Here is a 24,549-nt window from a genome sequence, read left to right as displayed (position 1 = left end):
GGCCCTCCTCGGACCCGAGCCGCACACCCGAACGCCCCGACCGGATCATCCGGCCGGGGCGTTCGCGTTCCGCCGGGGTTCAGCCCTCGCCGGTGAAGACCACCTGGTAGCCGCTGGCCCGCAGCGCGCTGATCAGCGTGTCCGAGTGCTCCACCCCGCGGGTCTCCACGGACAGGGCCACCTCCACCTCGCCGAGGCGCAGGTGCGGGTTGGCGCGCTGGTGCACCACGTCCACCACGTTGGCCCGGTGCTCGGCGATCTCGCCGAGCAGGGAGGCGAGCTGGCCGGGCCGGTCCGTGCAGCGCACGGTGATCCGCAGGAACCGCCCCGCCGCCGCCAGGCCGTGCTCGATCACCCGGAGCATGAGCAGCGGGTCGATGTTGCCGCCGGAGAGCACCGCGACGACCGGCGCGGTCACCTCCACCGCGCCGGCCAGCAGCGCCGCCACGCCGACCGCGCCGGCCGGCTCGACCACCTGCTTGCCGCGTTCCAGCAGCATCAGCAGCGCCCGGGAGATGTCCTCCTCCGAGACCGTGACCACGTCGTCGACCAGCTTGCGGACATGGGTGAAGGTCAGCTCGCCCGGACGGCCCACGGCGATGCCGTCGGCGATCGTCGCGAACGAGGGCAGCCGCAGCGGCTCGCCGGCCCGCAGCGAGGGCGGGAAGGCGGCGGCGCTCGCCGCCTGGACCCCGATCACGCGTACGTCGGGACGCAGCGCCTTGGCCGCCACCGCCATGCCCGAGACGAGCCCGCCGCCGCCCACCCCGGTCACGATGGTGCGCACCTCCGGGCACTGTTCGAGGATCTCCAGCGCCACGGTGCCCTGCCCGGCGATGACGTCGGCGTGGTCGAACGGGTGGATGAACACCGCCCCGGTCCGCTCGGCGAACGTCTGCGCCGCGACGAGCGACTCGTCCACCGTGTTGCCGACCAGCTCGATCTGCGCGCCGTACCCCTTCGTCGCGGCGACCTTCGGCAGCGGCGCGTTCACCGGCATGAAGACGGTGGCGTGCGCGCCGACCAGCCCGGCGGCGAGCGCCACCCCCTGGGCGTGGTTGCCGGCGCTCGCCGCGACCACACCGCGGGCCCGCTCCTCGGCCGAGAGCCGGGAGATCCGCACGTACGCGCCGCGCACCTTGTACGACCCGGCGCGCTGGAGGTTCTCGCACTTGAGCCAGACCGGCCCGCCGAGCGCGGCGCTGAGCGGCCGGGACGGCTCCAGCGGGGTGGTACGAGTGACACCGGCGAGCAGCTCCCGCGCGGCCTGTACGTCGGCGAGGCCGACCAGTTCCGTCATGCCCCGATCGTGCCACCCGGGGCAGGCGGAACCTGCGGCGACGTCGGCGCAACCGGCATCGGCGCGGCGGGCGCGGGCCGGCCCGGTCGGCCGGGCCAGGCGGGCTGACCGGGCCAGCCCGGCGGGCCGGGCCACGCGGGCACGGCCCGGGAGAGCCGGTCCTGCTGGGCGGCGGAGATCCGGCGGATCAGCACGACGAACGCGATCCCGGCGACCAGGCAGGCCACCGCCGGCACCAGCCGGGGTGCGAGCGCGTCCTCGTAGAAGCGCACGTACGTGGCGAACTCCGCGTCGTTGCGGGGCAGCTCGGTCAGCCGGTCGTAGCGCTGCTGCTCGGCCCGCGCGACGAACCGGTCACCGATCAGGAACACCAGCCAGCTCACCCACCACACCCCGACCAGCCACGACTGGCGGCGCTGCCACACGCTGTTGCGGAGCAGGTCGGCGAGCACCCGGGCGGGGACGACGAAGTTGGCCAGCGGCACCAGCCACCCGGCGATGGCCCACGCCGGGCTCAGGTTCGGCACCGCGCCCGGGAACGCGTCCAGGTTCTTGCGCGCCCGCCAGGTCCAGATCACCACGAGCGTCCCGGCGGTCAGCAGGGCGAGCAGGTACGGCAGCGAGAACAGCACCTCCGCCAGCACCGCGCCGAGCAGCACGTCCCGGTCGAGCTGCTCGGCGGCCGAGCGGGCCATCTGCACACCCACGAGCGGGAACAGGGCGGTGAGCAGGTAGCACAGGGTGGCGGCACCGACCGCGAACGCGCCGGCCACGGCCAGGCCGCGCACGCCGTACGTGGGCACGCCGGGACTCACGGCGGGCTGACCGACTCGGGTGCCGCAGCGCCGGCACTCCTCATAGGCCGGGGACGTGGGGTCCCCGCAGGTCTGGCAGTTCATCGGGGACCGTCCGAGGTGGTGTGCGCGACAGGGTGCGCACACGCTAGACGATCACGCGGTGGCCGGCGACCCCGTTCCGACCCGGGGATAGCCGGGTGCGTGCCGGGCCCACGGCGCCTGCATCTCGAACTGGCCGGCCACGCCGAGCAACAGCAGTTCGGAGCCGGGCGGGCCGACGAACTGCACGCCCACCGGCAGGCCGTCCGGGCGGCGGCCGACCGGCACCACTATCGACGGGAGCCCGGCGATGTTCCACGGCGCCGCGTACGGGGCGTACCTGATGTTGGTCGACATGTTCGCCAGCCAGGAGCGGCCCGACCACCCGGCGGCCTCCGGCGGGGGCCCGGCCAGCGCCGGGGTGAGCAGCAGGTCGATCGAGTTGTCCGCGAAGAAGTGCACCGACCGTTCGCGCCAGGCGGCCCGGTCGGCCTCCCGCACGTACCCCCGGCGCTGCGCCCACTCGCCGAGCGTGACGTGCCGGCGACTGCGGCGCTGGAGCTGACGCGGCGCCACCCCGGCGGCGCGCACGTCGGCGGCGGCCGCCGCGAACCAGGTGGCGATGCCCTGGAGGCCGAGCCGGGTCGGGTAGACCGGATCGGCGGGCACGGTGTCGTGACCGGCGGCGGCCAGCAGCCGGCCGGCGGCGGCGACCGCGTCCCGGTTCGGCGCGTCCGGCGAGACGCCACGCACCGGCGAGCGCAGCGAGACGCCCACCCGCAGCCGCTCCGGCGGGACCAGCTTGTCCGGCCGGCGGCCGGCCAGCACCGAGAAACCCACCACCGCGTCGGCGACGGTGCTGGTCAGCATGCCGTGCTCGGTGAGGCCGAACCAGTCGTCCGCGCCGAGCTGGCAGGGCACCACGCCCCGGCCGGGCTTGAGCCCGACCAGGCCGCAGCAGGCCGCCGGGATGCGGATCGACCCGAGACCGTCGTTGCCGTGGGCCATCGGCACCAGCCCGGCGGCCACCGCGGCGGCCGCGCCGCCGGACGAACCACCGGGGGTACGCGCCGGATCCCACGGGTTGCGGGTGACAGCGGTGTCGTCGTCGGTGAGCGCCCACAGGCCCAGCTCCGGCATCCGGGTCACACCGAGGATGACAGCGCCCGCGCCGCGCAGCCGCCGGACCACCTCGTGGTCGGCCTCCGCCACCGGCGTACGCATCGCGGCCGACCCGTTCCAGGTGGGCAGGCCGGCCACCGGCGTGTTCTCCTTGACCGCCACCGGCACCCCGGCGAGCGGCAGGTTCGCCAGTTCCTCCTGCTCGTCGACCTTCTCCGCCTCGGTGATCGCCTCACCGCCGCGCACCGCGCGGAACGCGCCCAGCTCGGGATCCACCCGGGCGACGTGGTCCAGGTGGTCGGCGACGACCTGGGTGGCGGAGACGTCGCCACGGCGTACCGCCCGGGCGATCTGTTTCGCGGTCGTCCCGACCCAGGTCGTCGGCAAGATGTCCGGCACTGCCACCCTCCCCAACCAGCGGTCAGCCCAGGGCCTGCTCCAGATCGGCGAGCAGGTCGTCGACCGTCTCGATGCCGACAGACAGTCGCACGAGATCGCCGGGAACTTCAAGCGGCGAGCCCGCAGCGCTTGCGTGTGTCATCCGGCCCGGGTGCTCGATCAGGGACTCGACGCCGCCGAGCGACTCGGCGAGCACGAACAACCGGGCCCGGTTGCAGATCTGGACGGCGTGCTCCTCGCCGCCCGCCGCGCGGAACGAGATCATGCCGCCGAACCGGCGCATCTGCTTGGCGGCCACCTCGTGGCCGGGGTGCGAGGGCAGGCCCGGGTAGACGACCTGGGCGACCTTGGCGTGTCCGTCCAGGTAGGCCGCGATCCGCTCGGCGTTGTCGCAGTGCCGGTCCATCCGTACCCCGAGGGTCTTGATGCCGCGCAGCGTGAGCCAGGCGTCGAACGGCCCGTTGACCGCGCCCATCGCGTTCTGGTGGTAGCGCAGCTCCTCGCCGAGCGCGCGGTCCGCCGCGACGAGCGCGCCGCCGACCACGTCGGAGTGTCCGCCGACGTACTTGGTGGTGGAGTGCACCACCACGTCCGCGCCGAACGCGATCGGCTGCTGGAGGTACGGCGAGGCGAACGTGTTGTCGACCACCAGCAGCGCGCCGGCGTCGTGCGCCACCGCGGCGAGCGCGGCGATGTCGGCGATGCCGAGCAGCGGGTTGGTCGGCGTCTCCACCCACACGATCTTTGTCGCGCCGGGACGGATCGCGGCCCGCACGGCGTCCGGGTCGGAGACCTTCGCCGGGGTGTACGCCAGGCCCCAGCGCTCGGCCACCTTGGCGAACAGCCGGTACGTGCCGCCGTACGCGTCGTCCGGGATCACCACGTGGTCGCCCGGCTTGCAGACGGTCCGCAGCAGCGTGTCCTCGGCGGCCAGGCCGCTGGCGAAGGCGAGCGCCACCGGGCCGCCCTCCAGCGCGGCCAGGCACTCCTGGAGCGCGTCGCGCGTCGGGTTACCGGAGCGGCTGTACTCGTAGCCCTCGCGGGGCGCGCCGACGGCGTCCTGGGCGTACGTGCTGGTCTGGTAGATCGGCGGGATCACCGCACCGGTGCGGGCCTCCGGGTCCTGACCGGCGTGGATGGCGAGTGTCTCGAAGCCGTGGCTCATGCCGCAGACGTTAGTCCCCCGCCCGGTCCCGCTCCCGGCAACCCGGTGCGAGTCACAAGCGCGAAGGTGTCGGGGCGGTCGGCCATACTGGTCCGGTGAGTTCGACCGAGGCGCTCCCCTCTCGCCTGCACGGCGTCGCCGACCGGATCCCGGCCTCGCTGGGTCTCGCTGCCGGTGACGACCTAGGGTTGATGCTCGCCGGCGGCTATGCCATGTGCGCCCACGACCTGGTCGACCGGCCCTCCCAGGACATCGACTTCGCCACGGCCGCCGCGCTGCCGCTCGACGCCGTGACGGATCGCCTCGGGGCCCGGTGCTGGCCTTCGAGGACGCGGTGGGGCTGAAGGTCCGCGCGCTGCACGACCGAGCCGCCCACCGGGACTACATCGACGTCCGCGCGGCCTCCGAGCGGCTCACCTGGTCGGAGTTGGAGCACCTCGGCGCCCGTCACACCGCCGGCTTCTCGTTGGACGAACTGGCCGACCGGCTGGGTGGTGTGACGGAGCGGGACGGCCGGACCTTCCGTTCGTACGGGCTCACCGAGCAACAGGTCGACGAGTTGCGCGGATGGGCGCTGCGATGGGAGGCGGACATCCGGGCGCGCCTCGCCAACGGCGAGACCGGCCCGACTGGCATCCCCGAAGACGACTGGGACGCCTACCTGGACCGCTCCTGACCCGCCCGGTTTCGCGCCGATCATGAGGTTAGCGGTGCCGACGGTCCGATTTGTCGCAGCCAACCTCATGATCAACGCTCGCCCGGAGGTGGGGTGGCCGGGCCGGGCCTAGGGTGGTCGGATGAGCGGGTGCGTGTTCTGCGGGATCGTGGCGGGCGAGGTGCCGGCCTTCCGGGTGACCGACGAGCCGGACGGGGTCGCTTTCCTGGACACCCGCCCGGTGTTCAAGGGGCACGTGCTCGTGGTGCCCCGTACCCACCTGGTCACCCTGGCCGACCTGCCGGCCGACGCGCTGCCCGGCTACTTCCGGCTGGTGCAGCGGATCGCCGTGGCCGTGGAGACCGGCATGGACGCCGGTGGGACGTTCGTGGCGATGAACAACCGGGTGTCCCAGTCCGTACCGCACCTGCACACCCACGTGGTTCCCAGGACGAAGGGCGACGGGCTGCGCGGCTTCTTCTGGCCGCGTACCCGGTACGCCGACGACGCCGAGGCCGAGACGTTCGCCGGGCGGATCTCGGCGGCGCTGGCCTGACGGGAGCGTGGGCGGGTAAGGAACCGGGGGGCGACGCTGTTGCACACGCTGGGAAAGCCAAGAGAGGAGTCCCACCGTGTTCCTCCGCCGCATGAAGGCTGAAATGATCTCTCCTGACCAAGCCCTGCCGGGTCGCCCGATCGCGATGCCGATCGCCGACCGGCACGAGGTGCTGCCGTCGACGCTGAAGGGCCCGTTCCCCGAGGGCGCGCAGGTCGCCGTCTTCGGGATGGGCTGCTTCTGGGGCGCCGAGCGGCTGTTCTGGACCCTCCCCGGCGTGATCACCACGTCCGCCGGCTACGCGGGTGGCTACACCACCAACCCGACGTACGAGGAGGTCTGCTCGGGCATGACCGGGCACGCCGAGGTGGTCCAGGTGGTCTACGACCCGTCGAAGATCGCCTACGAGGACCTGCTGAAGGTCTTCTGGGAGAACCATGACCCGACCCAGGGCATGCGCCAGGGCAACGACGTGGGCACCCAGTACCGCTCGGCGATCTACACCACCACCGACGAGCAGGCCGCCGCCGCGAAGGCGTCGCGGGACGCGTTCGCGCCGATCGTGGCCCGGGCCGGCAAGGGTGAGATCACCACCGAGATCGCCCCGCTCGGCGACTACTACTTCGCCGAGGACTACCACCAGCAGTACCTGGCTCCGACGAAGAACCCGAACGGCTACTGCAACCACGGACCGAACGGGCTGAGCTGCCCGGTCGGCGTGGCCCGCACCGCGGGCTAGCCCGCGACCCGCACCACGAGTCCGGCACGGTGAACGGCGAGGCCGATCACCGTGCCGGCAGCGTCTACGCTCACGCGATCTTGCAGTTTCGGCCCACGAGTTGCCCGGATTACGAGGATTACGGGGCACCAAAGTGCAAGATCGGGGAAAGCCGCCGATGCCGGGGCGCGCCGGTCCGTGCGGTATTCCTCACACCGGGGACGGGCCGGGTTTCCGGCATCCGGGCGTGGAGGGGCAGGAACCGAAGGCGTGACAGGCAACCACCCTGCGTGACGGCGCATCGTAGCAAGCTGTCACACGTTCGTCATCGTCTCAACAGGCGAACTGCAACAAGCTCTGGCAGCATTGGCTCGTATGTGCGGACTTGCGGGAGAGTTCCGCCGTGACGGTTCACGCGCCGACGTCTCGGCCGTGGAGCGGATGGCGGCCACGATGAGTGACCGAGGGCCCGACGACAGCGGCATCTGGTCGCAGGGCCCGACCGCGCTGGGACACCGGCGCCTGAAGATCATCGACCTGTCCGCGGCGAGCGGCCAACCCATCGTGGACGCCGCCGCCGGGCTCACCGGTGTCTTCAACGGCTGCATCTACAACTACCGGGAACTACGCGCCGAGCTGCAGGCCAAGGGCCACCGGTTCTTCTCGTCCGGTGACAGCGAGGTCGTGGTCAAGGCGTACGCCGAGTGGGGGCTCGACTTCGTCGACCACCTGATCGGCATGTTCGCGGTGGCGATCAGCGAGCGCGACACCGGCCGCCTGGTGCTGGCCCGGGACCGCCTCGGCATCAAGCCGCTCTACCTGGCCGAGAGCCCCGGTGTGGTCCGGTTCGCCTCGACGCTGCCGGCGCTGCTCGCCGGCGGCGGCATCGACACCACCATCGACCGGGTTGCGCTCGCCCACTACCTGAGCTTCCACAGCATCGTGCCGCCGCCGCGCACCATCCTGGCCGGCGTCACCAAGCTGCCGCCGGCCACGGTCCGGGTGTACGAGGCGGACGGCTCCACCCACGAGCGGGTCTACTGGGATCCGTCCTTCGGCCGCGCCGCCGAGCGGGCCGGCTGGTCCGAGCGGGACTGGCAGGACGCGCTGCTCGACTCGCTGACCACCGCCGTGCGCCGCCGCATGGTGGCCGACGTCCCGGTGGGCGTGCTGCTCTCCGGCGGCCTCGACTCCAGCCTGGTGGTCGCGCTGCTCGCCGGCGAGGGGCAGGCCCGGTCCGGTCTGGCCACGTTCTCCATCGGCTTCGACGCGGTCGGCGGCCGGGAGGGCGACGAGTTCGTCTACTCCGATCTGGTCGCGAAGACGTTCGGCACCGACCACCACCAGATCCGGGTGCCCACCGGTGACCTGCTGCCGCCGCTGGAGGCCGCCGTCGCGGCGATGAGCGAACCGATGGTCAGCCACGACTGCGTCGCGTTCTGGCTGCTCAGCCAGGAGGTCGCGAAGCACGTCAAGGTGGTGCAGTCGGGCCAGGGCGCGGACGAGATCCTGGGTGGCTACCACTGGTACCCGCCGCTCGCCGGGGTGGACCGGGAGCAGGCGCTCGAGACGTACGCGAAGGCGTTCTTCGACCGCGACGCGGCCGGACTGGCCCGGGTGCTCAACCCGGCGTGGCTGGCCGACGGCGACCCGGCGCGGGAGTTCGTGGCCGCGCACCTGGGCCGCGCGGGCGCGCAGACCGCCGTCGACGCCGGCCTGCGGATCGACACCCAGGTCATGCTGACCGACGACCCGGTGAAGCGGGTCGACAACATGACCATGGCGCACGGGCTGGAGGCCCGGGTGCCGTTCCTCGACCACGAGTTCGTCGAGCTGGCCGCGAGCTGCCCGCCGGAGCTGAAGCTTGCCCAGGGTGGCAAGGGCGTGCTCAAGGAGATCGGCCGCCGGGTCCTGCCGCACGAGGTCATCGACCGGCCCAAGGGCTACTTCCCGGTGCCCGGTCTCACCCACCTGGAGGGCAAGCTCCTCGACCGGGTACGCGACGCGCTCACCGCCCCGGAGGCGCGCCGTCGTGACCTGTTCCGCGCCGACTACGTCGATGCGCTGCTCGCCGACCCGAACGCCGAACTGACCCCGTTGAACGGAAACAAGCTGTGGCAACTGGGACTCCTGGAAATGTGGCTCCAGAGCCACGGAATCGACTGACCGTGACCGACACCCTCGCCACCGGAACGGCGCGTACCGACCGGGAACGGGTGCTGGGGCGCCGCCGGGAACGCATCGGCCCCGGCGGTGACCCGGTCGCACCGGGTACGCCGGAGCCGCGGCAGCCGGAGACCGCGTCCACCGACGCCTCGGGCGTGGTGCTGGACTGCGGCTGGGGCCGGCTGGTGTTCGGGCAGACGTTCGACGACCAGGTGCACGTGGCCGACGTGCTGCGCTCCGAGGCGGTCGGCGCCCGGGACATCTGCATCTACCTGCGCGACCCGCACGTGCTGGTGTCCCGGCTGCCGGACGAGCTGTTCATCGACCCGTCGCTGACGTACCGGCTGCCGCTGGGCGACAAGCGGCCCGCCGCCACCGAGGGCGGCGAGGTGCCCGGGCTGACCGTCCGGCCGCTGCGTGACGCCGCCGACGCCGAGGCGGTGAACCGGATCTACGCGCGCAACGGCATGGTCACCGCCCCGGTGGAGGTGCTGGTGGACAACGCCGGCACGGACCGGTTCCTGCACCTGGTGGCCGAGGACACCACCGGTGAGGTGGTCGGCACCATCACCGGCGTGGACCACGTCGCGGTCTTCGGCGACCCGGAGGACGGCGCCAGCCTGTGGTGCCTCACAGTCGACTTCAACACCGCCCCGCCCGGCACCGGGCAGGCGCTGCTGACCGCGCTCGCGGACCGGCTCGACGAGCGCGGCCGGGCGTTCGTGGACCTGTCCGTGCTGGCCGAGAACTCGGGTGCGATCCGGCTGTACGAGCGCCTCGGCTTCCACCGCACCGGCACGCTCTGCGTGAAGCGGAAGAACCCGATCAACGAGCGCCTGTTCCTGCCCGCCATGCCCGAGGGGTACGACGAGCTGAACCCGTACGCGAAGATCGTCGCGGACGAGGCGATGCGCCGCGGCATCCGGGTCGAGGTGACCGACCCGCACTGGGGTGAGCTGAAGCTGACCACCGGCGGCCGGACCATCCACACCCGCGAGTCGCTGTCGGAGCTGACCTCGGCGGTGGCGATGAGCCGCTGCGACGACAAGCGGGTGACCCGGCGCATCCTCACCGAGGCGGGGCTGTCGGTGCCGCGCGGGCGTACGGCCACCGGCGAGCCCGACGACGTGGCGTTCCTGAACGACGTGGGCCCGGTGGTGGTCAAGCCGGCGCGCGGCGAGCAGGGCAACGGCATCACCGTCGGCGTGCGTACGCCGGAGGCCCTGACCGCGGCCGTCGAGCTGGCCCGCCGGTTCTGCCCGGACGTGCTGATCGAGGAACTGCGCGCGGGCGAGGACCTGCGGGTCGTGGTGATCGACCACGAGGTGGTCGCCGCCGCGGTCCGCCGGCCGGCGCAGATCACCGGCGACGGCGTGCACGACATCACCGAGCTGATCGAGCGGCAGAGCCGTCGCCGGGCCGCCGCCACCGGCGGCGAGTCCCGCATCCCCGTCGACGACATGACCCGCGAGGTGGTGGCGGAGGCCGGGTACCGGATGCACGACGTGCTGCCGGAGGGCGAGGTGCTGGCGGTCCGGCGGACGGCCAACCTGCACACCGGCGGCACGATCCACGACGTGACCGCCGAGCTGCACCCGGCGATCGCCGAGGCGTGCGTCACCGCGAGCCGGGCGCTGGACATCCCGGTCACCGGGCTGGACCTGCTGGTCCCCGCGCCGGACCGGCCGGAACACGTGTTCATCGAGGCGAACGAGCGGCCCGGACTGGCCAACCACGAGCCGCAGCCCACCGCCGAGCGCTTCGTCGACCTGCTCTTCCCGGGTACCCGGGCACCGCAGCGACTCTGGTCGCCGGCCGGTGCGGCAAGCTCTGGGGCATGACCGCACGCAAGCCGCAACCGCTCAAGCTCGACCTCGACTACCTCCGCCAGGTGCTGGTGGAGCTGCTGGAGATCCCCAGCCCGTCGGGGCGCACCGACCACATCCAGCAGTACGTCGGCGAGCGGCTCTCCGCGATCGGGATCAGCTCCACGCTGACCCGTCGCGGGGCGCTGAGCGCCTGCCTGCCCGGCCCCCGCTCGACCGGCGCCGACCGGGCCGTGGTGGTGCACACCGACACCATCGGCGGCATGGTGAAGCGGCTCAAGGAGAACGGGCGGCTGGAGGTCAACCCGATCGGTACGCACAGCGCCCGCTTCGCCGAGGGCGCCCACGTGCGGATCTTCACCGACGACCTGGAGCGGGTCGTCACCGGCCAGGTGCTGCCGCTGAAGGCGAGCGGCCACCGCTACAACGAGGCGGTCGACCTCCAGGGCGTCGGCTGGGAGCTGGTCGAGGTGCGGGTGGACGAGCCGGTGCACGACGAGGCCGGGCTGCGGGCGCTCGGCATCGACGCCGGGGACTTCGTCGCGTTCCTGCCCAACCCCACGATCACTCCGAACGGGTACGTCAAGTCCCGGCACCTGGACGACAAGGCGGGCGTGGCGGCGGTGCTGACCGCGTTCAAGGCGATGGTCGACGCCGGGATCACCCCGGCGGTCACCGCGCACCTGCTGGTCACCGTCACCGAGGAGATCGGCCACGGCGCCAGCCACGGGCTGGACCCGGACGTCGCGGAGATCGTCTCGGTGGACGCGGCGGTGGTCGCGCCGGGCCAGCAGTCGCGGGAGACCGCCGCCACGCTGGCGATGGGCGACGGGGTCGGCCCGTTCGACTACCACCTGACCCGCAACCTCGCCTCGATCGCCAAGGAGCACGGCGTCGACCTGGTCCGGGACGTGTTCGACTACTACCGCTCGGACGTGGCCGCCGCGGTCGAGGCCGGGGCGCACGCCCGGGTCGCGCTGCTCGGGTTCGGCGTGGACGCCACCCACGGGCACGAACGCACCCACCTCGACGGCCTGCACCAGCTCACCCAGTTGCTCTGCCTCTATCTCCAGAGCCCCCTGGTCTTCCCGGAGTGGGACGCCGAGCCGGAGGGCGACCTGGCCGACTTCCCGTCGCTCGCAGTGCAGCCGGCGAACGAGGAGGGCCCGCGCGAGGGCCCGATCGGCCTGGACTGACCGGGCCTGTGATCGAAATCCGTTGCCGCGGCCGCCGCGAAGTGGATAGCGTGGCGGTACACGGGAAAGGAGGTGGTCCAGACTTGTATAGCAATCGGACTCGTGAGGTGGCTGTCCGCTAGCCGCTGTCCTCGACAGTGAAAACTCGCCCGCCGCGAGGCGGGCACCTGCAGGATCGTCGAGACCGTGTGGCAGCGGTGCGGCGAAACCACGACAGCCACCCGACCCCCGGGGTGCCGGCCCAGTCCAGCCGGCCCGCGCGCGAGCGCGGAAGCCCCGGGGGTCGCTTTTTGCCTTCCGGAGGATGCCGTGTCCATGCGTGAGCTGGTGGTGCTCGGTACGGCCAGCCAGGCCCCGACCCGGCAACGCAACCACAACGGCTACCTGCTGCGCTGGGACGACGAGGTGATCCTCTTCGACCCGGGCGAGGGCAGCCAGCGCCAGATGCTGCACACCGGGATCACCGCCACCGACCTGACCCGGATCTGCGTCACCCACTTCCACGGCGATCACTGCCTCGGGCTGCCCGGCACGATCCAGCGCCTCTCGCTGGACCGCGTACCGCGTCCGGTGGCGGTGCACTTCCCGGCCGGCGGCGCCGAGTACTTCGCCCGGCTGCGGCACGCCTCCAGCTTCTACGAGACCGCCGAACTGGCAGTCGAGCCGATCGACACCGACGGGCAGCGGATCACGCTGGGCGTCGGCACGCTGGAGGCCCGCCGGCTGCGGCACCCGATCGAGACGTACGGGTACCGCCTGGTCGAGCCGGACGGCTGCCGGATGCTTCCGGAGCGGCTGAGCGCGTACGGCATCGCCGGTCCGGACGTGGGGCGGTTGCTGCGCGACGGCCACCTGGACCGCGACGGACGCCGCGTGACCCGCGACGAGGTGAGCGTGACCCGGCCGGGGCAGCGGTTCGCGTTCGTGATGGACACCGGGCTCTGCGACGGCGTGTACGCACTGGCCGAGCACGCCGACCTGCTGGTGATCGAGTCGACGTTCCTGGAGTCGGAGGCGGCCCTCGCCGCCGAGGTCGGGCACCTCACCGCCGGCCAGGCCGCGCGGGTGGCGGCCGAGTCGGGGGTACGGACGCTCGTGCTCACCCACTTCTCCCAGCGGTACGCCGACCCGCGCCGCTTCCACGACGAGGCCCGCGAGCACTTCACCGGCGACCTGGTGATCGCCGAGGATCTTCAGACGGTACAGGTGCCGCCCCGGCGGGTACCGTCGCCCGGGTGACGATCTCCCTACGTTCCGCGACCGAAGCCGACCTGATGGCGGTCGGCGCCCTGCACCAGCGTTCACGGGTGGCGGCGTACTCGTCGTTCCTGCCGCCCGAGGCGCTGGCCGACCCGACGCCCGAGGCGATGGGCCGCTACTGGGTGGAACGGCTGACCTGGGAGGGCGCCGACCACCGGATGACGGTGGCCGAGCGGGGCGGGCGGCTGGTGGGCTTCAGCTACCTCGGGCCGGACGACGAGGGCGACCCGGCGACCGGGCTGCTCAACGCGATCCACCTGGAGCCGTCCGAGCGGGGCCGGGGCACCGGCCGGGCGCTGATGGTGGACGCGCTCGACGCGATGCGGGCCCGGGGATGGACCCGCGCGGTGCTGTGGGTGCTGCGGGACAACGCCGCCGCGCGCCGGTTCTACGAGCGCGGCGGCTGGGTCCTGACCGGTCTGCAGCGGGACGAGCACATCGGCTCGGCGCTGGTGCCGCAACTGCGGTACGGCCGCGAGCTGTGAACGGGCGGGCCCCGGATCCCGGGGCCCCGCCCCGCTCAGCGGGCGCCGAGGTGGGCCAGCAGGTCCTGGCGGGTCAGCACGCCCTTGGGCTTGCCGTCGACCAGCACCAGCGCCGCGTCCGCCTTCTCCAGCAGCCCGACCGCCTCGCTCACCGGCTGGCCGCCGCCGATCATCGGCAGCGGCTCGCCCATGTGCCGCTCGATCGTGTCGTGCAGGTGGGCCTGGCCGGTGAACAACGCGTCGAGCAGGTCCTTCTCGGCGATCGAACCGGCCACCTCACCGGTCACCACCGGCGGCTCGGCCTTGAGCACCGGGAGCTGGGAGACGCCGTACTCGCGCATGTAGTCGATCGCGTCGCGGACCGTCTCGGTCGGGTGCACGTGCACCAGCTCGGGCAGGCCGCCGGGCTTGCCGGCGAGCGCGTCGGCGACGGTCGGCTCGGTGCCCGAGTCGTCCAGGAAACCGTACCGGGCCATCCACTTGTCGTTGAAGATCTTCGACAGGTAGCCCCGGCCGCCGTCCGGCAGCAGCACCACGATCACGTCGTCCGGGCCGGCCTTGCGGGCCACCTCCAGCGCGCCCACCACGGCCATACCGCAGGAGCCGCCGACCAGCAGCCCCTCCTCGCGGGCCAGCCGGCGGGTCATCTCGAAGGACTCCTTGTCCGACACCTCGACGATCTCGTCGGCGATCCCCCGGTCGTACGTCTCGGGCCAGAAGTCCTCACCGACGCCCTCGACCAGGTACGGCCGCCCGGTGCCGCCGGAGTAGACCGAGCCCTCCGGGTCCGCGCCGATCACCTTGACCCGGCCCTCGGACGCCTCCTTGAGGTAGCGGCCGATGCCGGAGATGGTGCCGCCGGTGCCGACGCCCGCGACGAAGTGGGTGATCCTGCCTTCGGTCTGCTGCCACAGCTCCGGGCCGGTGGTCTCGTAGTGCGAACGCGGGTTGGCCGGGTTGCTGTACTGGTTGGGCTTCCACGCGCCGGGGATCTCCCGGGCCAGCCGGTCGGAGACGTTGTAGTAGGAGCGCGGGTCCTCCGGCGCGACGGCGGTCGGGCAGACCACCACCTCGGCGCCGTACGCGCGCAGCACGTCCTGCTTGTCCTGGCTGACCTTGTCCGGGCAGACGAAGACGCAGCGGTAGCCCCGGAGCTGGGCCACCAGGGCCAGCCCGACGCCGGTGTTGCCGCTGGTCGGCTCCACGATCGTGCCGCCCGGCCCCAGGATGCCCGCCTTCTCGGCGTCCTCCACCATGCGCAGCGCGATCCGGTCCTTGACCGAGCCGCCCGGGTTCACGTACTCCACCTTCGCCAGCACGGTGGCCTGGATGCCCTCGGTGACGTTGCGCAGGCGTACCAGCGGGGTGTTGCCGATCAGCTCGACGACGTTGTCGTAGTACTGCACCTCGTTGTGCCCTTCGTCGCGCCGCCGTCGTGGGGCGGTCGGTCAGCGGTCAGTTCGCCGACCAGCGTACGTGCCGTCAGGGCACCGCATGCCCGGGGATGACGGAGCTGCGACGTGCCTCCCACTCCAGGAACCGCTCGGTCTCGGCGAGCACGCTGCCGGCCAGCCAGGTGACCATGACCGCGTCGTCGGCCAGCCCGAAGATCGCCAGCGGGATCTCCGGCAGCAGGTCGATCGGGGAGACGATGTACGCCGTCGCCCCGGCCATCAGCGCCAGGCGCAGGCCACCGTCGTACTCGCCCCGGGTGGTCGCGCGGATCATCCGCGGCAGCGCCGCCAGCCGTGCCCCGAGCGACGGCCCGCCCCGCGTACCGGCCGCCAGCGCCCGGGCCAGCGCCGCGAACGCGGCGCTGCGCTTCAACGTCTTCCCCATGATGTCGCCCCTCTCCGCTCGACCATGGTGCGGCCCGATGGCAAGTCCATGTCCGCTGCCCCTCATCGGTACCCAATCCGGGCACCGCCCAGCCATCCGATCAAGGACAGCAGTGGTCGTACCGGCGCGATACTGTCGGTTCATGGGGGACGCTGGTTCCGTCGCGCCGGTCCGCCGGCAGCGCGCCCGGCAGATCGCCCGCCTCGCGGCGATCGGCACGGGCGCCACGGTGGCGGCCACCGCCGCCACCGGTGGGGTGCTGCTCGGCCAGGCCCGGCAGGCCCGCCGCACCATCCCGATGGCGCAGGCCCCGCCGCCGCGCTGCGACGGTGTGTACGGCGCGAGACTGCCCGGCCCGCCGATCACCGTGGTCATCCTGGGCGACTCCTCAGCGGCCGGGTACGGCGTGCACAGGCGCCGGGAGACACCGGGATCACTGCTGGCCACCGGGCTGTCCCGCCGCCTGCACCGGCCGGTCCGGCTGCACCGGTTCGCCGTGGTCGGCGCGTTGTCGTCAGGGCTGAAGCCGCAGGTCGAGTCCGCCCTGGAGGTCGAGCCGGACGTCGCAGTGATCCTGGTCGGCGGCAACGACGTCACCAACCGCTCACCGTTCTCGGTAGCGGTGCGATATCTGGTCGACGCGGTCCGTACGCTCCGGGCGGCCGGCTGTGAGGTGGTCGTCGGCACCTGCCCCGACCTGGGCACCATCCGGCCTATTCAGCCGCCGCTGCGCTGGCTGGCCCGGCGCTGGAGCCGCCAGCTCGCCGCCGCGCAGACGGTGGGCGTGGTCGAGGCCGGCGGCCGTGCCGTCTCGCTCGGCGACATGCTCGGGCCGCGCTTCGCCGCCGACCCCGGGCGGATGTTCGCCTGGGACCGGTTCCACCCCTCCGCCGAGGGGTACGCGATAGCCGCAGCGGCGTTGCTGCCCACCGTGTTGTCCGCGTTGGGCGCGGTCCCGGAACGCAGGCCTGTCCTGCCGGGCGTGGAAGGCGTACGGTCGCTCCCGGAGGCCGCCCACCAAGCGGCCCGGCACGCAGGCACGGAGGTCAGCGGCGCCCAGCTCCGGGGTCGCGACCGCGGGCCGGGCGGGCGGTGGGCGCAGCTTCGCCGGCGGGCCTTCTTCGGCGTCGGCGCGGTGCCACCGACCGGCAGCGCCGCCGACTCGGCAACGCTGGAGGGAACGTCATGAGCGAGCGCGGTGAGGTGGCCCGGTGGGGCCGGGCCGCGGCCCTGTCGCTGCTGGCCGGCACTGTGGGCGGCGCGGCGGTCCTGGCCGGCCAGGCCATCGCTGCCCGCACCCGCGAGTACGCCCAGCCCGAGCTGGGTCTGGTCCTGCGCGCGACTGTCGGCCGCGCGGACGCGCCGCCGCTGCGGCTGGTGCTGCTGGGTGACTCGTCGGCGCTCGGTGTGGGCGTCGACCGGTTCGAGGACACCATCGGCGGTCAGCTCGCCAACCTGCTCGCCGAGGGTCCGACCGGGCGCCGGGTGCAGCTGTCCAGCGTCGGGGTCTCCGGCTCGCGCGCCACCGACCTGGCGACCCAGGTGGCCCGGGCGCTGCTCGGTGAGCGGCCGGACGTGGCGGTGGTGCTGATCGGGGCGAACGACGCCACCGCGATGTCCCGGCCCGGCGACGCGGCGGCCTATCTCGGCTCGGCGGTACGCCGTCTGCGGGAGGCACACGTCGAGGTGGTGGTGGGCACGTGCCCCGACCTCGGGGCGGTACGCGCGGTCGCCGCACCGCTGCGTCAGGTGCTCGGCTGGTCCGGGCGGCGGATGGCGCGGGCGCAGACGGCGGCCGTGCTGGACGCCGGCGGCACCGTCGTCGACCTGGGCACCGAGACCGGCCCGGTGTTCCGCGCGGACGCGGGGACGCTCTGCCACGACGGCTTCCACCCGTCGGCCGACGGCTACCGGGTGTGGGCGCACGCCCTGCTCCCGGCGGTCGAGGCGGCCGCTGCCGTCGCGTTCCGGCATCACCGGCGACCGCCCACGGGGTGACATTTCCCGCCCGCCGTGCGACTTCCCGGGCATGTTACTCGCGCGTTAACGTTGGCTCATGCCGATTGAGTCGCCCCGCGACGCCGTCATCGTCGCCACCGCCCGGTCCCCCATCGGCCGCGCGTTCAAGGGTTCCCTCCGCGAGGTCCGCCCGGACGACCTCGCCGCCACCATCGTCCAGGCCGCCCTCGACAAGGTCCCGGCGCTCGATCCCACCACCATCGACGACCTCTACCTCGGGTGCGGTCTGCCCGGCGGCGAGCAGGGCTTCAACATGGCCCGGGTGGTCGCCACCCTGATGGGCCTCGACGGCCTGCCCGGCGCCACGCTGACCCGCTACTGCGCGTCCTCGCTCCAGACCACCCGGATGGCGATGCACGCGATCCGGGCCGGTGAGGGTGACGTGTTCATCTCCGCCGGTGTGGAGATGGTGTCCCGGTACGCCCGGGGCAACTCGGACACGCTGCCGCCGGAGGCGCAGGCCCTCGTCGGCGGCGGCTGGGAGAACCCCCGCTTCGCCGAGGCCCGGGAGCGTTCCGCGGCCCGCGCCCAGGGCGGCGCCGAGGTGTGGACCGACCCGCGCGAGGCCGGGCAGCTCCCCGACATCTACCTCGCCATGGGGCAGACCGCGGAGAACCTGGCCCAGGTGTACGACGTGACCCGCGAGGACATGGACGCGTTCGGCGTCCGCAGCCAGAACCTCGCCGAGAAGGCGATCGCCGACGGCTTCTGGGCCCGCGAGATCACCCCGGTCACCACGCCGGACGGCACCGTCGTCAGCACCGACGACGGCCCGCGAGCCGGGGTGACCCTGGAGGCGGTGGCCGGCCTGAAGCCGGTGTTCCGCCCGGACGGCCGGATCACCGCGGGCAACTGCTGCCCGCTCAACGACGGCGCCGCCGCCGTGGTGATCATGAGCGCCGAGCGCGCGTCCGAGCTGGGGCTCACCCCGCTGGCCCGGATCGTCTCCACCGGCGTCACCGGGCTCTCCCCCGAGATCATGGGCCTGGGCCCGGTCGAGGCGTCGAAGCAGGCACTCAAGCGCGCCGGCATGACCATCGACGACGTCGACCTGGTCGAGATCAACGAGGCGTTCGCCGCCCAGGTGATCCCCTCGTACCGGCAGCTCGGTATCCCGGAGGAGAAGCTGAACGTCGCCGGTGGCGCGATCGCCGTCGGCCACCCGTTCGGCATGACCGGTGCCCGGATCACCGGCACGCTGCTGAACGCGCTGGAGTGGCACGACAAGACCATCGGTCTGGAGACCATGTGCGTCGGCGGCGGCCAGGGCATGGCGATGGTGCTCGAACGACTGAGCTGAGACCGGTTCGCCGGTGCGCGAGCCGGGTACGGGAGGCCGCATGGCGACCGTCGTGGAACGTGAGCGCAAGTACTCCGGCGACGAGGGTTTCCGGCTGCCCGACCTGACCGGGTGCGGTGGCGTCGTGACCATGTCCGACGCCACCGTCTCGGATCTGGACGCCGTCTACTGGGACACCGGCGACCTGCTCCTGCTGCGCAGCGGGCACGCACTGCGCCGGCGTACCGGTGGGCACGACGCGGGCTGGCACCTCAAGGTGGGCGCTGTCGGTGGCGCCCGGGTCGAGCACCAGTTCCCGGCCGGGGCGTCCGACGACGGCCCGCCGCCCGAGCTGGTCGCGCTGATCCGGGGCGCGTCGCGCGGTCGCCCTGTCACTCCGGCGGCCCGGGTCGTCAATCGCCGCCGGGAGCACCGGCTGCTCGACGCGGACGGCCGGGTGCTGGCCGAGGTGGCCGAGGACGACGTCCGGTCCGAGGACCTGGTGGACGGCACCGCGCGGACCTGGCACGAGATCGAGATCGAGCTGGTCGAGGGCGACGAGGCGCTGCTCGACGCACTCGGGGAGCGGCTGCGCGCGGCAGGCGCCCGCGAGGTGGCGGTCAGCAAGTCGCACCGGGCCGTCGCCGGCCGGATCGAGCGCTTCGACGACCGGGAGCCGGTCGGCCCGGCGGGACCTGTCCTCGCGTACGTCAGGGCACAGCGCGACGCGATCGTCGGCAACCACGCGGCCGCGTACCAGGGGAACGAGGACGCGGTCCACGACATGCGCGTGGCGACCCGCCGGTTGCGGGCGACCCTGCGTACCTTCCGGGGGTTGTGGGACCGCCGGGAGAGTGAGGCGGTCCGGGCCGAGCTGCGCCGCCTCGGCGGCGAGCTGGGCCGGGTCCGCGACACCCAGGTGATGGCCGACCGGCTCACCGAGGCGATGCACGAGCTGCCGGACGAGCTGGTGCTCGGCCCGGTGGCGGCGCGGATCGGCCAATGGTTCGCCGCCGACCGGGCCGAGGCGACCATCGCGCTGCGGTCCGCGCTGGACGCCGACCGCTACCCCGCTCTGCTGGCCCGCCTGGATCGGCTGGCCGACGGCCCGCCCGCCGACGTCGGCCGGCGGTGGGTGGACCGCAGGGTCCGCAAGGCGGTACGCCGTGCCGACACCCGGCTGGACCGGGCGCTCGCCACCACCGGGCCGGACGGGGACGTCGCGTTGCACGAGGCGCGCAAGAAGCTCAAGGCCGCCCGCTACGCGGTGGAGGTGCGCGCGCCGGCCGCCGGCAAGCGGGCCGCTCGCCTGGTGAAGCGGTTCAAGGCGCTCCAGGACCTGCTCGGCACCCAGCAGGACTCGGTGGTCACCCGGGAGGTGCTGCGGCGGCAGGCGCTCCAGGCGTACGCCGACGGCGAGAACGCGTTCACGTACGGCCTGCTGCACGCGAGGCAGGCCGAGGCCGCCGGCCACGACCGCCCGGCCGTCCTGCGGGCGCGCGACCGCTCAAGACACCGCAAGGTACGCCGCTGGCTGAACCCCTGACCCGCCCTCTCCCGGCCCCCACTCGGTCGATCATGAAGTTGACGGGGATCAGCGTCCGTTTTGTCGCCGCCAACTTCATGATCAACGGGGTCAGGGCGGGGGGTCAGAGGGCGGCGCGGGTTCGGGTCACCGCTTCCGTGGCGGTGGCCAGGATCTGGTCGGGGGGCGCGGCGAGGGTCAGGTCGGCGGTGACCACGCGGAGCTGGTCGGGCAGGGCCAGGTCGCTGGGGAGGCGGGGCACGTCGCGGCGCGGCTCACCGGCCGCGTCGGCGGCCAGGTTGGCGATCTCCTGGACCAGCTTGTGCACCAGGTCGGCCCGGGACACGTTGCCGCCGTCCGCCTTGGCCGACCAGCGCGGCTGCTGCCAGTGCCCGACCTGTCGGACCAGCAGGGTCACCGCCCGGTCCAGTTCCGCTGCGCTCATCGCCGCCGAGTCTACGGTCAGCGGCGTACGTAGCTGAGCAGGCGGAGGATCTGCCAGTACAGGAAGATCAGCCCGACCAGCAGACCGAAGGCGCAGTACCAGGCGTAACGGCTGGGCAGCCGGTTCGCGGCCGACCGTTCGACCAGGTCGAAGTCGAGGATGAAGCTGAGCGCGCCCGCGATGATCGCCACCACCGAGAACAGGTACGGCAACCAGCCCACCCGGTCACTGAGGCTGTAGACGACCACCCCCTGCCGCCCGGTGAACAGGTACGCGAACAGGTTGACCAGGCCGATCGCCACGATCCCGACGAGCATGCCGATGACGAGCCGGGCCAGGCGCGGGGTGGCGCGTACCAGCCGGGCCCGGTAGAGCACCGCCATGCCGAGGAAGACGCCGAACGTGCCGACCACCGCCTGCGCCACGATGCCCGGATAGACCAGTTCGAAGGCGCGGCTGGCCACCCCGAGCAGCAGTCCCTGGAGCACCGCGTACCCGACGATCACCGGTGGACTGGTGATCTGCTTCAGCGAGATGACGAGCACCAGGGCCAGGCTGGCCAGCGCGCTCCCGGCGAGCGCGGCGGAGATCCACGCGGCCTGCGGCACCACCACCCAGGACACCGCCGCCGTGACGCCGGTGACCAGCAGCAGACCCACGGTCCGGCTGACCACGTCGGCCACCGTCATCGTGTCGGCGGTCCCGGCCCTGAGCACCTGCCGCTCGACGCGGCCGACGTCGTCCAGCCGGTCCAGCACCGGGTTGGCACTGCGCACCGTGACCACCTCCCGCCCACGTACCCGGATCCCACTCTGCCCCGGGCGGCCCGGCGGGGACGGGGAAACGGCGACGCCCGCCGCCGCGGATGCGGCAGGCGGGCGTCGTCGGGGAGGGCGTGATGTCAGTCGTCGCCCTGGAAGTAGCTGAGCAGCCGCAGGATCTCGATGTAGAGCCAGACCAGGCCGACCACGATGCCGAAGGCGGCGGTCCAGGAGTAGCGCTGCGGGAGGCCCATCCGGACCCCCTCCTCGATGTCGGCGAAGTTGAGCACGAAGCTCAGCGACGCCACCACGATGCAGACCAGGCTGAAGCCGATCGCGAGCGGGCTGCCGTCACGCAGGCCGGTGTTGACGCCGAACAGCGCCAGCACCAGGTTGACCAGCATCACGCCGAACAGGCCGGCCATGATCGCCACCATGATCCGGGCGAACTTCGGCGTGGCCCGGATGATCCGCGCCTTGTAGATCATCGCCATCAGGAAGAAGACGCCGAACGTGGCCACGACCGCCTGGAGCACGATGCCGTCGTAGAGCGACTCGAACGCCTTGCTGACCATGCCGACGAAGACGCCCTCGATGACCGAGTACGCCACGACGAGCGCCGGGTTGGCCATCCGCGAGAACGAGATGATCAGGCCGAGCACCAGGCCGACCACCGCGGCGCCGATCCACGCGACGCCGACAAGCGAGTCCGGCACGAGGACCCAGGCCGCCGCGGCCGAGGCGCCGAGGATGGCGAGCATGAGGACCGTCTTGACGACCACGTCGTCGAGGGTCATCGGGGTCACGGTGGGCGGGGCCACCGGCTGGCCGTAGCCGCCCGGGTAGGGCTGGGCGTAGGGCTGCTGGGGGTACTGCTGCTGCGGGTACTGCTGGGGGTATCCGGGCTGACCGTACGGCCCGGGCTGGGCGTACCCGGCCGCCCGCTCACGCTCTGCCGCCTGGCCGAGCCGGGCGAGCACCGGGTTCGACGTCTTCACTTCTCAGGCCTCCCTCAGGGGGTCGATCGCACGAAAGACGTGCTACTCCAGGGTAGACGTGGGCGCAATCGCGCGCGCCACGGCTAGCTGTGGGAAAGCTGAGAGTTCCGTACCAGGCGCCGACGGGCTTTCGTCGGCCGGGGAAGCCCTGTCCGTCAGAGAACGGTGGATGTGTACAGGGAAGGACTCAGGCCGATGACGGACGATGCTCTCTTCGTCAGCATGGTGTGCAGCTCGACGCGCCTGCCTGCGGTGATCCGGTTCCGGTGGGACGGCGAGTCGTACGTGGCGACAGCCGGTTCGAAGCAACGGCCCGGCAGCGTGGTGCCACCGCAGCACGGGAACGGCTCGATCAACGGGTCGTTCAGCCTCGGCGCGGCTTATCCGGGCTGCGTGTACTGCGCAGCGGACAATTTCGTCCGCTGCGGGCGGTGCCGTGAGCTCAGCTGCCATGACCGCAGCTGGGAAGTCTTCAACTGCCCGCGCTGCGGCAACTCGGGGCGGGTCGACGGCACCATCGACAGCCTCTCCGGGCTGGGCAGTTCATGACCACCCCCGCCGCCCGGCGGATCGCCCACGGTGATCACGGGACGTACACGGTGGTCGGCGGCCCGATCAGCAAGGGCGGTGTCGGAGCCATCTACCGTCTCACCGACCCGCGTTGGGTCTACAAGGAGTACCACTCCCCGGACAAGGCCCCGACGGCCGTGCACCTGGAGCAGCTCGTCGAGATCGGCCGGGACGTGCTGATCCAGCAGGGGCTGGAGATCGGTGCTCGGCCGGAGTCGTCTGTCAACTGGCCGGTCGACATCGTCCGCCAGTCCGATCGCCAGATCATCGGATGCGTGCTGCCGGCCATCCCACAGCGCTACTTCCACCCGACGCTCGGCACCGTCAACACGCTCGACTTCCTGGTCATGATCCGGTCGAAACCACCGCCCGCCACCAAACGGTTGATCGTACTGCTCCGGATGGCCGAGATCCTCGCGTTCGTGCACAGCAAAGGGCTGGTGCACGGCGACATCAACGCCAAGAACGTCGCCTGGACGGTCACCCCGACGCCGGAGGCGTATCTGATCGACTGCGACGGCATGGTGCCGCAGGATCCGCCGCCGAAGGTGGGGGTGCAGGCCGTCTACTGGACCGACCCGCGGGTGGTGGACAAGGTCGTGCCGGCGCACGACCACTACAGCGACTGGTACTGCCTGGCGCTGGCGTTCTACCGCGGGCTGTTGCTGATCAAGGGGGGCGCGCTCGGCAAGCAGAAGGACGGCACCTGGTCGGCACCGGGCCAGATCCCGTCGGACCTCGATCCGCGAGTTGCTGCGCTGATGCGGCGAGGACTGACCGATCCGCTGGACGCGAGCAAGCGGCCGGAGCCGGCCGAGTGGGTCAGGGTCCTGATCGAGGTCTACGTGGCCGGCGGGAAGTACGACGAGACCGCGTTGGCCCGGCTGGACAAGGAGCTGAACGCGCCGAGACCCCGGCAGGGCGTGACGCCGGGAACCTTTACCCCGCTACCGCCGCCCAGCCCTCCGCAACCGTCGTCCGGGACACGGCATCAGCCGCCGCCGTATCAGCAGTACCGGCCACCACAACCGCAACAGCAGCCCTACTGGCATCGGCCCCCACCTCCGCCGCCACATCGACCAGCGCAGGTGTATCAGAGGCCGCCCATACCGCAGCCGCCTCTTCCGCAGTACCCGCCGCCTCAATACGTGTCCCCACCGCCCTACGCGCCGACACCCGGAAAGGATCCAGGGGCACTGGCACGTTGGGCGATGGGCGGCGGAGTCGCCTGGTACCTGCCGCTGGCCTTGCTGTCGTTCTGCCTGTGGCCGGTCGGCGGAATCGTCTGTGGTCTCGTCCTGGCCCAGTCCATCAGGACCTACTCCGGTTACCCCGGCCGCACCGCCGCCATCGTCAGCAGCTGCCTCGGCCTCGGTCTGAGCGGCTTCGCTCTCCTGTCGTGGCTGGTAGGCCTGGCCGCCTGACATCA

The 24,549-nt window shown here is 72.6% G+C and carries 24 protein-coding genes; 15 read left to right on the top strand and 9 right to left on the bottom strand.

Annotation, left to right across the window (positions count from 1 at the left end; genetic code table 11):
* Nucleotides 1-79 precede the first annotated feature (79 nt).
* The 4 genes from ilvA to O7611_RS02815 all read right to left on the bottom strand — a co-directional run bounded on the left by ilvA (nucleotide 80) and on the right by O7611_RS02815 (nucleotide 4,822).
* Nucleotides 80-1,300 carry a threonine ammonia-lyase gene (gene ilvA, locus O7611_RS02830; protein ID WP_194798525.1) on the bottom strand — a complete coding sequence of 407 codons (1,221 nt, stop codon included), beginning with the start codon at nucleotides 1,298-1,300 and terminating at the stop codon, nucleotides 80-82.
* Nucleotides 1,297-2,103 (bottom strand): DUF4328 domain-containing protein, encoded by an 807-nt coding sequence (locus O7611_RS02825; RefSeq protein WP_269696152.1) that lies wholly within the window; start codon nucleotides 2,101-2,103, stop codon nucleotides 1,297-1,299. The genes ilvA and O7611_RS02825 overlap by 4 nt, the downstream gene beginning before the upstream one ends.
* Nucleotides 2,104-2,250: 147 nt before the next feature.
* The gene (locus O7611_RS02820) at nucleotides 2,251-3,663 is read right to left on the bottom strand and encodes an amidase (RefSeq protein WP_194798527.1); all 1,413 of its coding nucleotides are present in this window, start codon (nucleotides 3,661-3,663) and stop codon (nucleotides 2,251-2,253) included.
* Between the two features lie 16 nt (nucleotides 3,664-3,679).
* On the bottom strand, nucleotides 3,680-4,822 hold the full coding sequence (locus O7611_RS02815) for a cystathionine gamma-synthase (RefSeq protein WP_194798528.1): 1,143 nt from the start codon (nucleotides 4,820-4,822) through the stop codon (nucleotides 3,680-3,682).
* Nucleotides 4,823-4,917: 95 nt separating this feature from the next.
* On the opposite strand from O7611_RS02815, the gene O7611_RS02810 reads away from it, so the two are divergent.
* From O7611_RS02810 to O7611_RS02770, 9 genes are all read left to right on the top strand, one after another.
* Nucleotides 4,918-5,166, top strand: coding sequence for a hypothetical protein (locus O7611_RS02810; protein WP_228531232.1), 249 nt, complete (start codon nucleotides 4,918-4,920; stop codon nucleotides 5,164-5,166).
* Nucleotides 5,136-5,498, top strand: a complete 363-nt coding sequence (locus O7611_RS02805; protein ID WP_269696151.1) for a hypothetical protein — start codon at nucleotides 5,136-5,138, stop codon at nucleotides 5,496-5,498. Before O7611_RS02810 ends, O7611_RS02805 begins: the two co-directional genes overlap by 31 nt.
* Nucleotides 5,499-5,619: 121 nt before the next feature.
* The gene (locus O7611_RS02800; RefSeq protein ID WP_269696150.1) at nucleotides 5,620-6,033 is read left to right on the top strand and encodes an HIT family protein; all 414 of its coding nucleotides are present in this window, start codon (nucleotides 5,620-5,622) and stop codon (nucleotides 6,031-6,033) included.
* 76 nt (nucleotides 6,034-6,109) lie between these two features.
* A complete protein-coding gene (gene msrA, locus O7611_RS02795; protein ID WP_064447692.1) occupies nucleotides 6,110-6,772 on the top strand; it encodes a peptide-methionine (S)-S-oxide reductase MsrA in 663 nt (220 codons plus the stop codon).
* 354 nt (nucleotides 6,773-7,126) lie between these two features.
* Nucleotides 7,127-8,917 (top strand): N-acetylglutaminylglutamine amidotransferase, encoded by a 1,791-nt coding sequence (locus O7611_RS02790; protein ID WP_262012495.1) that lies wholly within the window; start codon nucleotides 7,127-7,129, stop codon nucleotides 8,915-8,917.
* Nucleotides 8,918-8,919: 2 nt separating this feature from the next.
* The gene (gene ngg / locus O7611_RS02785) at nucleotides 8,920-10,758 is read left to right on the top strand and encodes an N-acetylglutaminylglutamine synthetase (protein WP_269696149.1); all 1,839 of its coding nucleotides are present in this window, start codon (nucleotides 8,920-8,922) and stop codon (nucleotides 10,756-10,758) included.
* Nucleotides 10,755-11,939 carry an osmoprotectant NAGGN system M42 family peptidase gene (locus tag O7611_RS02780; RefSeq protein ID WP_269696148.1) on the top strand — a complete coding sequence of 395 codons (1,185 nt, stop codon included), beginning with the start codon at nucleotides 10,755-10,757 and terminating at the stop codon, nucleotides 11,937-11,939. Before ngg ends, O7611_RS02780 begins: the two co-directional genes overlap by 4 nt.
* 309 nt (nucleotides 11,940-12,248) lie before the next feature.
* Nucleotides 12,249-13,178, top strand: a complete 930-nt coding sequence (locus tag O7611_RS02775) for a ribonuclease Z (protein ID WP_269696147.1) — start codon at nucleotides 12,249-12,251, stop codon at nucleotides 13,176-13,178.
* Nucleotides 13,175-13,684: a GNAT family N-acetyltransferase gene (locus O7611_RS02770; RefSeq protein ID WP_194798534.1), complete on the top strand. Its 510-nt coding sequence runs from the start codon at nucleotides 13,175-13,177 to the stop codon at nucleotides 13,682-13,684. The genes O7611_RS02775 and O7611_RS02770 overlap by 4 nt, the downstream gene beginning before the upstream one ends.
* A 35-nt stretch (nucleotides 13,685-13,719) precedes the next feature.
* Here the strand turns inward: O7611_RS02770 and O7611_RS02765 are convergent, their stop codons facing one another.
* Together O7611_RS02765 and O7611_RS02760 are read right to left on the bottom strand one after the other, a co-directional pair.
* On the bottom strand, nucleotides 13,720-15,090 hold the full coding sequence (locus O7611_RS02765) for a cystathionine beta-synthase (RefSeq protein WP_194798535.1): 1,371 nt from the start codon (nucleotides 15,088-15,090) through the stop codon (nucleotides 13,720-13,722).
* A gap of 76 nt (nucleotides 15,091-15,166) precedes the next feature.
* The gene (locus O7611_RS02760) at nucleotides 15,167-15,523 is read right to left on the bottom strand and encodes a YkvA family protein (RefSeq protein ID WP_194798536.1); all 357 of its coding nucleotides are present in this window, start codon (nucleotides 15,521-15,523) and stop codon (nucleotides 15,167-15,169) included.
* A gap of 142 nt (nucleotides 15,524-15,665) precedes the next feature.
* Here O7611_RS02760 and O7611_RS02755 point away from each other — a divergent pair, with 142 nt between their 5' ends.
* Genes O7611_RS02755 through O7611_RS02740 form a run of 4 tightly spaced genes read left to right on the top strand, consistent with a single transcriptional unit; the run spans nucleotide 15,666 to nucleotide 20,367 of the window.
* The gene (locus O7611_RS02755) at nucleotides 15,666-16,712 is read left to right on the top strand and encodes an SGNH/GDSL hydrolase family protein (RefSeq protein WP_194798537.1); all 1,047 of its coding nucleotides are present in this window, start codon (nucleotides 15,666-15,668) and stop codon (nucleotides 16,710-16,712) included.
* The gene (locus tag O7611_RS02750; RefSeq protein ID WP_194798538.1) at nucleotides 16,709-17,521 is read left to right on the top strand and encodes an SGNH/GDSL hydrolase family protein; all 813 of its coding nucleotides are present in this window, start codon (nucleotides 16,709-16,711) and stop codon (nucleotides 17,519-17,521) included. The genes O7611_RS02755 and O7611_RS02750 overlap by 4 nt, the downstream gene beginning before the upstream one ends.
* A 58-nt stretch (nucleotides 17,522-17,579) precedes the next feature.
* The gene (locus O7611_RS02745; protein WP_073824922.1) at nucleotides 17,580-18,842 is read left to right on the top strand and encodes an acetyl-CoA C-acetyltransferase; all 1,263 of its coding nucleotides are present in this window, start codon (nucleotides 17,580-17,582) and stop codon (nucleotides 18,840-18,842) included.
* Nucleotides 18,843-18,882: 40 nt separating this feature from the next.
* Nucleotides 18,883-20,367 carry a CYTH and CHAD domain-containing protein gene (locus O7611_RS02740; RefSeq protein WP_194798539.1) on the top strand — a complete coding sequence of 495 codons (1,485 nt, stop codon included), beginning with the start codon at nucleotides 18,883-18,885 and terminating at the stop codon, nucleotides 20,365-20,367.
* Between the two features lie 103 nt (nucleotides 20,368-20,470).
* Here the strand turns inward: O7611_RS02740 and O7611_RS02735 are convergent, their stop codons facing one another.
* From O7611_RS02735 to O7611_RS02725, 3 genes are all read right to left on the bottom strand, one after another.
* Nucleotides 20,471-20,791 (bottom strand): hypothetical protein, encoded by a 321-nt coding sequence (locus O7611_RS02735; protein WP_194798540.1) that lies wholly within the window; start codon nucleotides 20,789-20,791, stop codon nucleotides 20,471-20,473.
* 17 nt (nucleotides 20,792-20,808) lie between these two features.
* On the bottom strand, nucleotides 20,809-21,567 hold the full coding sequence (locus tag O7611_RS02730) for a Bax inhibitor-1/YccA family protein (protein ID WP_194798541.1): 759 nt from the start codon (nucleotides 21,565-21,567) through the stop codon (nucleotides 20,809-20,811).
* A gap of 125 nt (nucleotides 21,568-21,692) precedes the next feature.
* On the bottom strand, nucleotides 21,693-22,550 hold the full coding sequence (locus O7611_RS02725) for a Bax inhibitor-1/YccA family protein (protein ID WP_194798542.1): 858 nt from the start codon (nucleotides 22,548-22,550) through the stop codon (nucleotides 21,693-21,695).
* 195 nt (nucleotides 22,551-22,745) lie between these two features.
* On the opposite strand from O7611_RS02725, the gene O7611_RS02720 reads away from it, so the two are divergent.
* Together O7611_RS02720 and O7611_RS02715 are read left to right on the top strand one after the other, a co-directional pair.
* Nucleotides 22,746-23,099, top strand: coding sequence for a hypothetical protein (locus O7611_RS02720; RefSeq protein ID WP_194798543.1), 354 nt, complete (start codon nucleotides 22,746-22,748; stop codon nucleotides 23,097-23,099).
* 50 nt (nucleotides 23,100-23,149) lie between these two features.
* Entirely contained in the window at nucleotides 23,150-24,544 is a 1,395-nt protein-coding gene (locus O7611_RS02715) for a hypothetical protein (RefSeq protein WP_269696146.1), read from the top strand.
* The last annotated feature ends 5 nt before the right edge of the window (nucleotides 24,545-24,549 follow it).

The organism is Micromonospora sp. WMMC273 (assembly GCF_027460285.1).
In the GTDB taxonomy this organism is placed as follows: Bacteria; Actinomycetota; Actinomycetes; order Mycobacteriales; family Micromonosporaceae; genus Micromonospora; species Micromonospora aurantiaca.
This window is presented reverse-complemented; position numbering and strand designations above follow the sequence as displayed.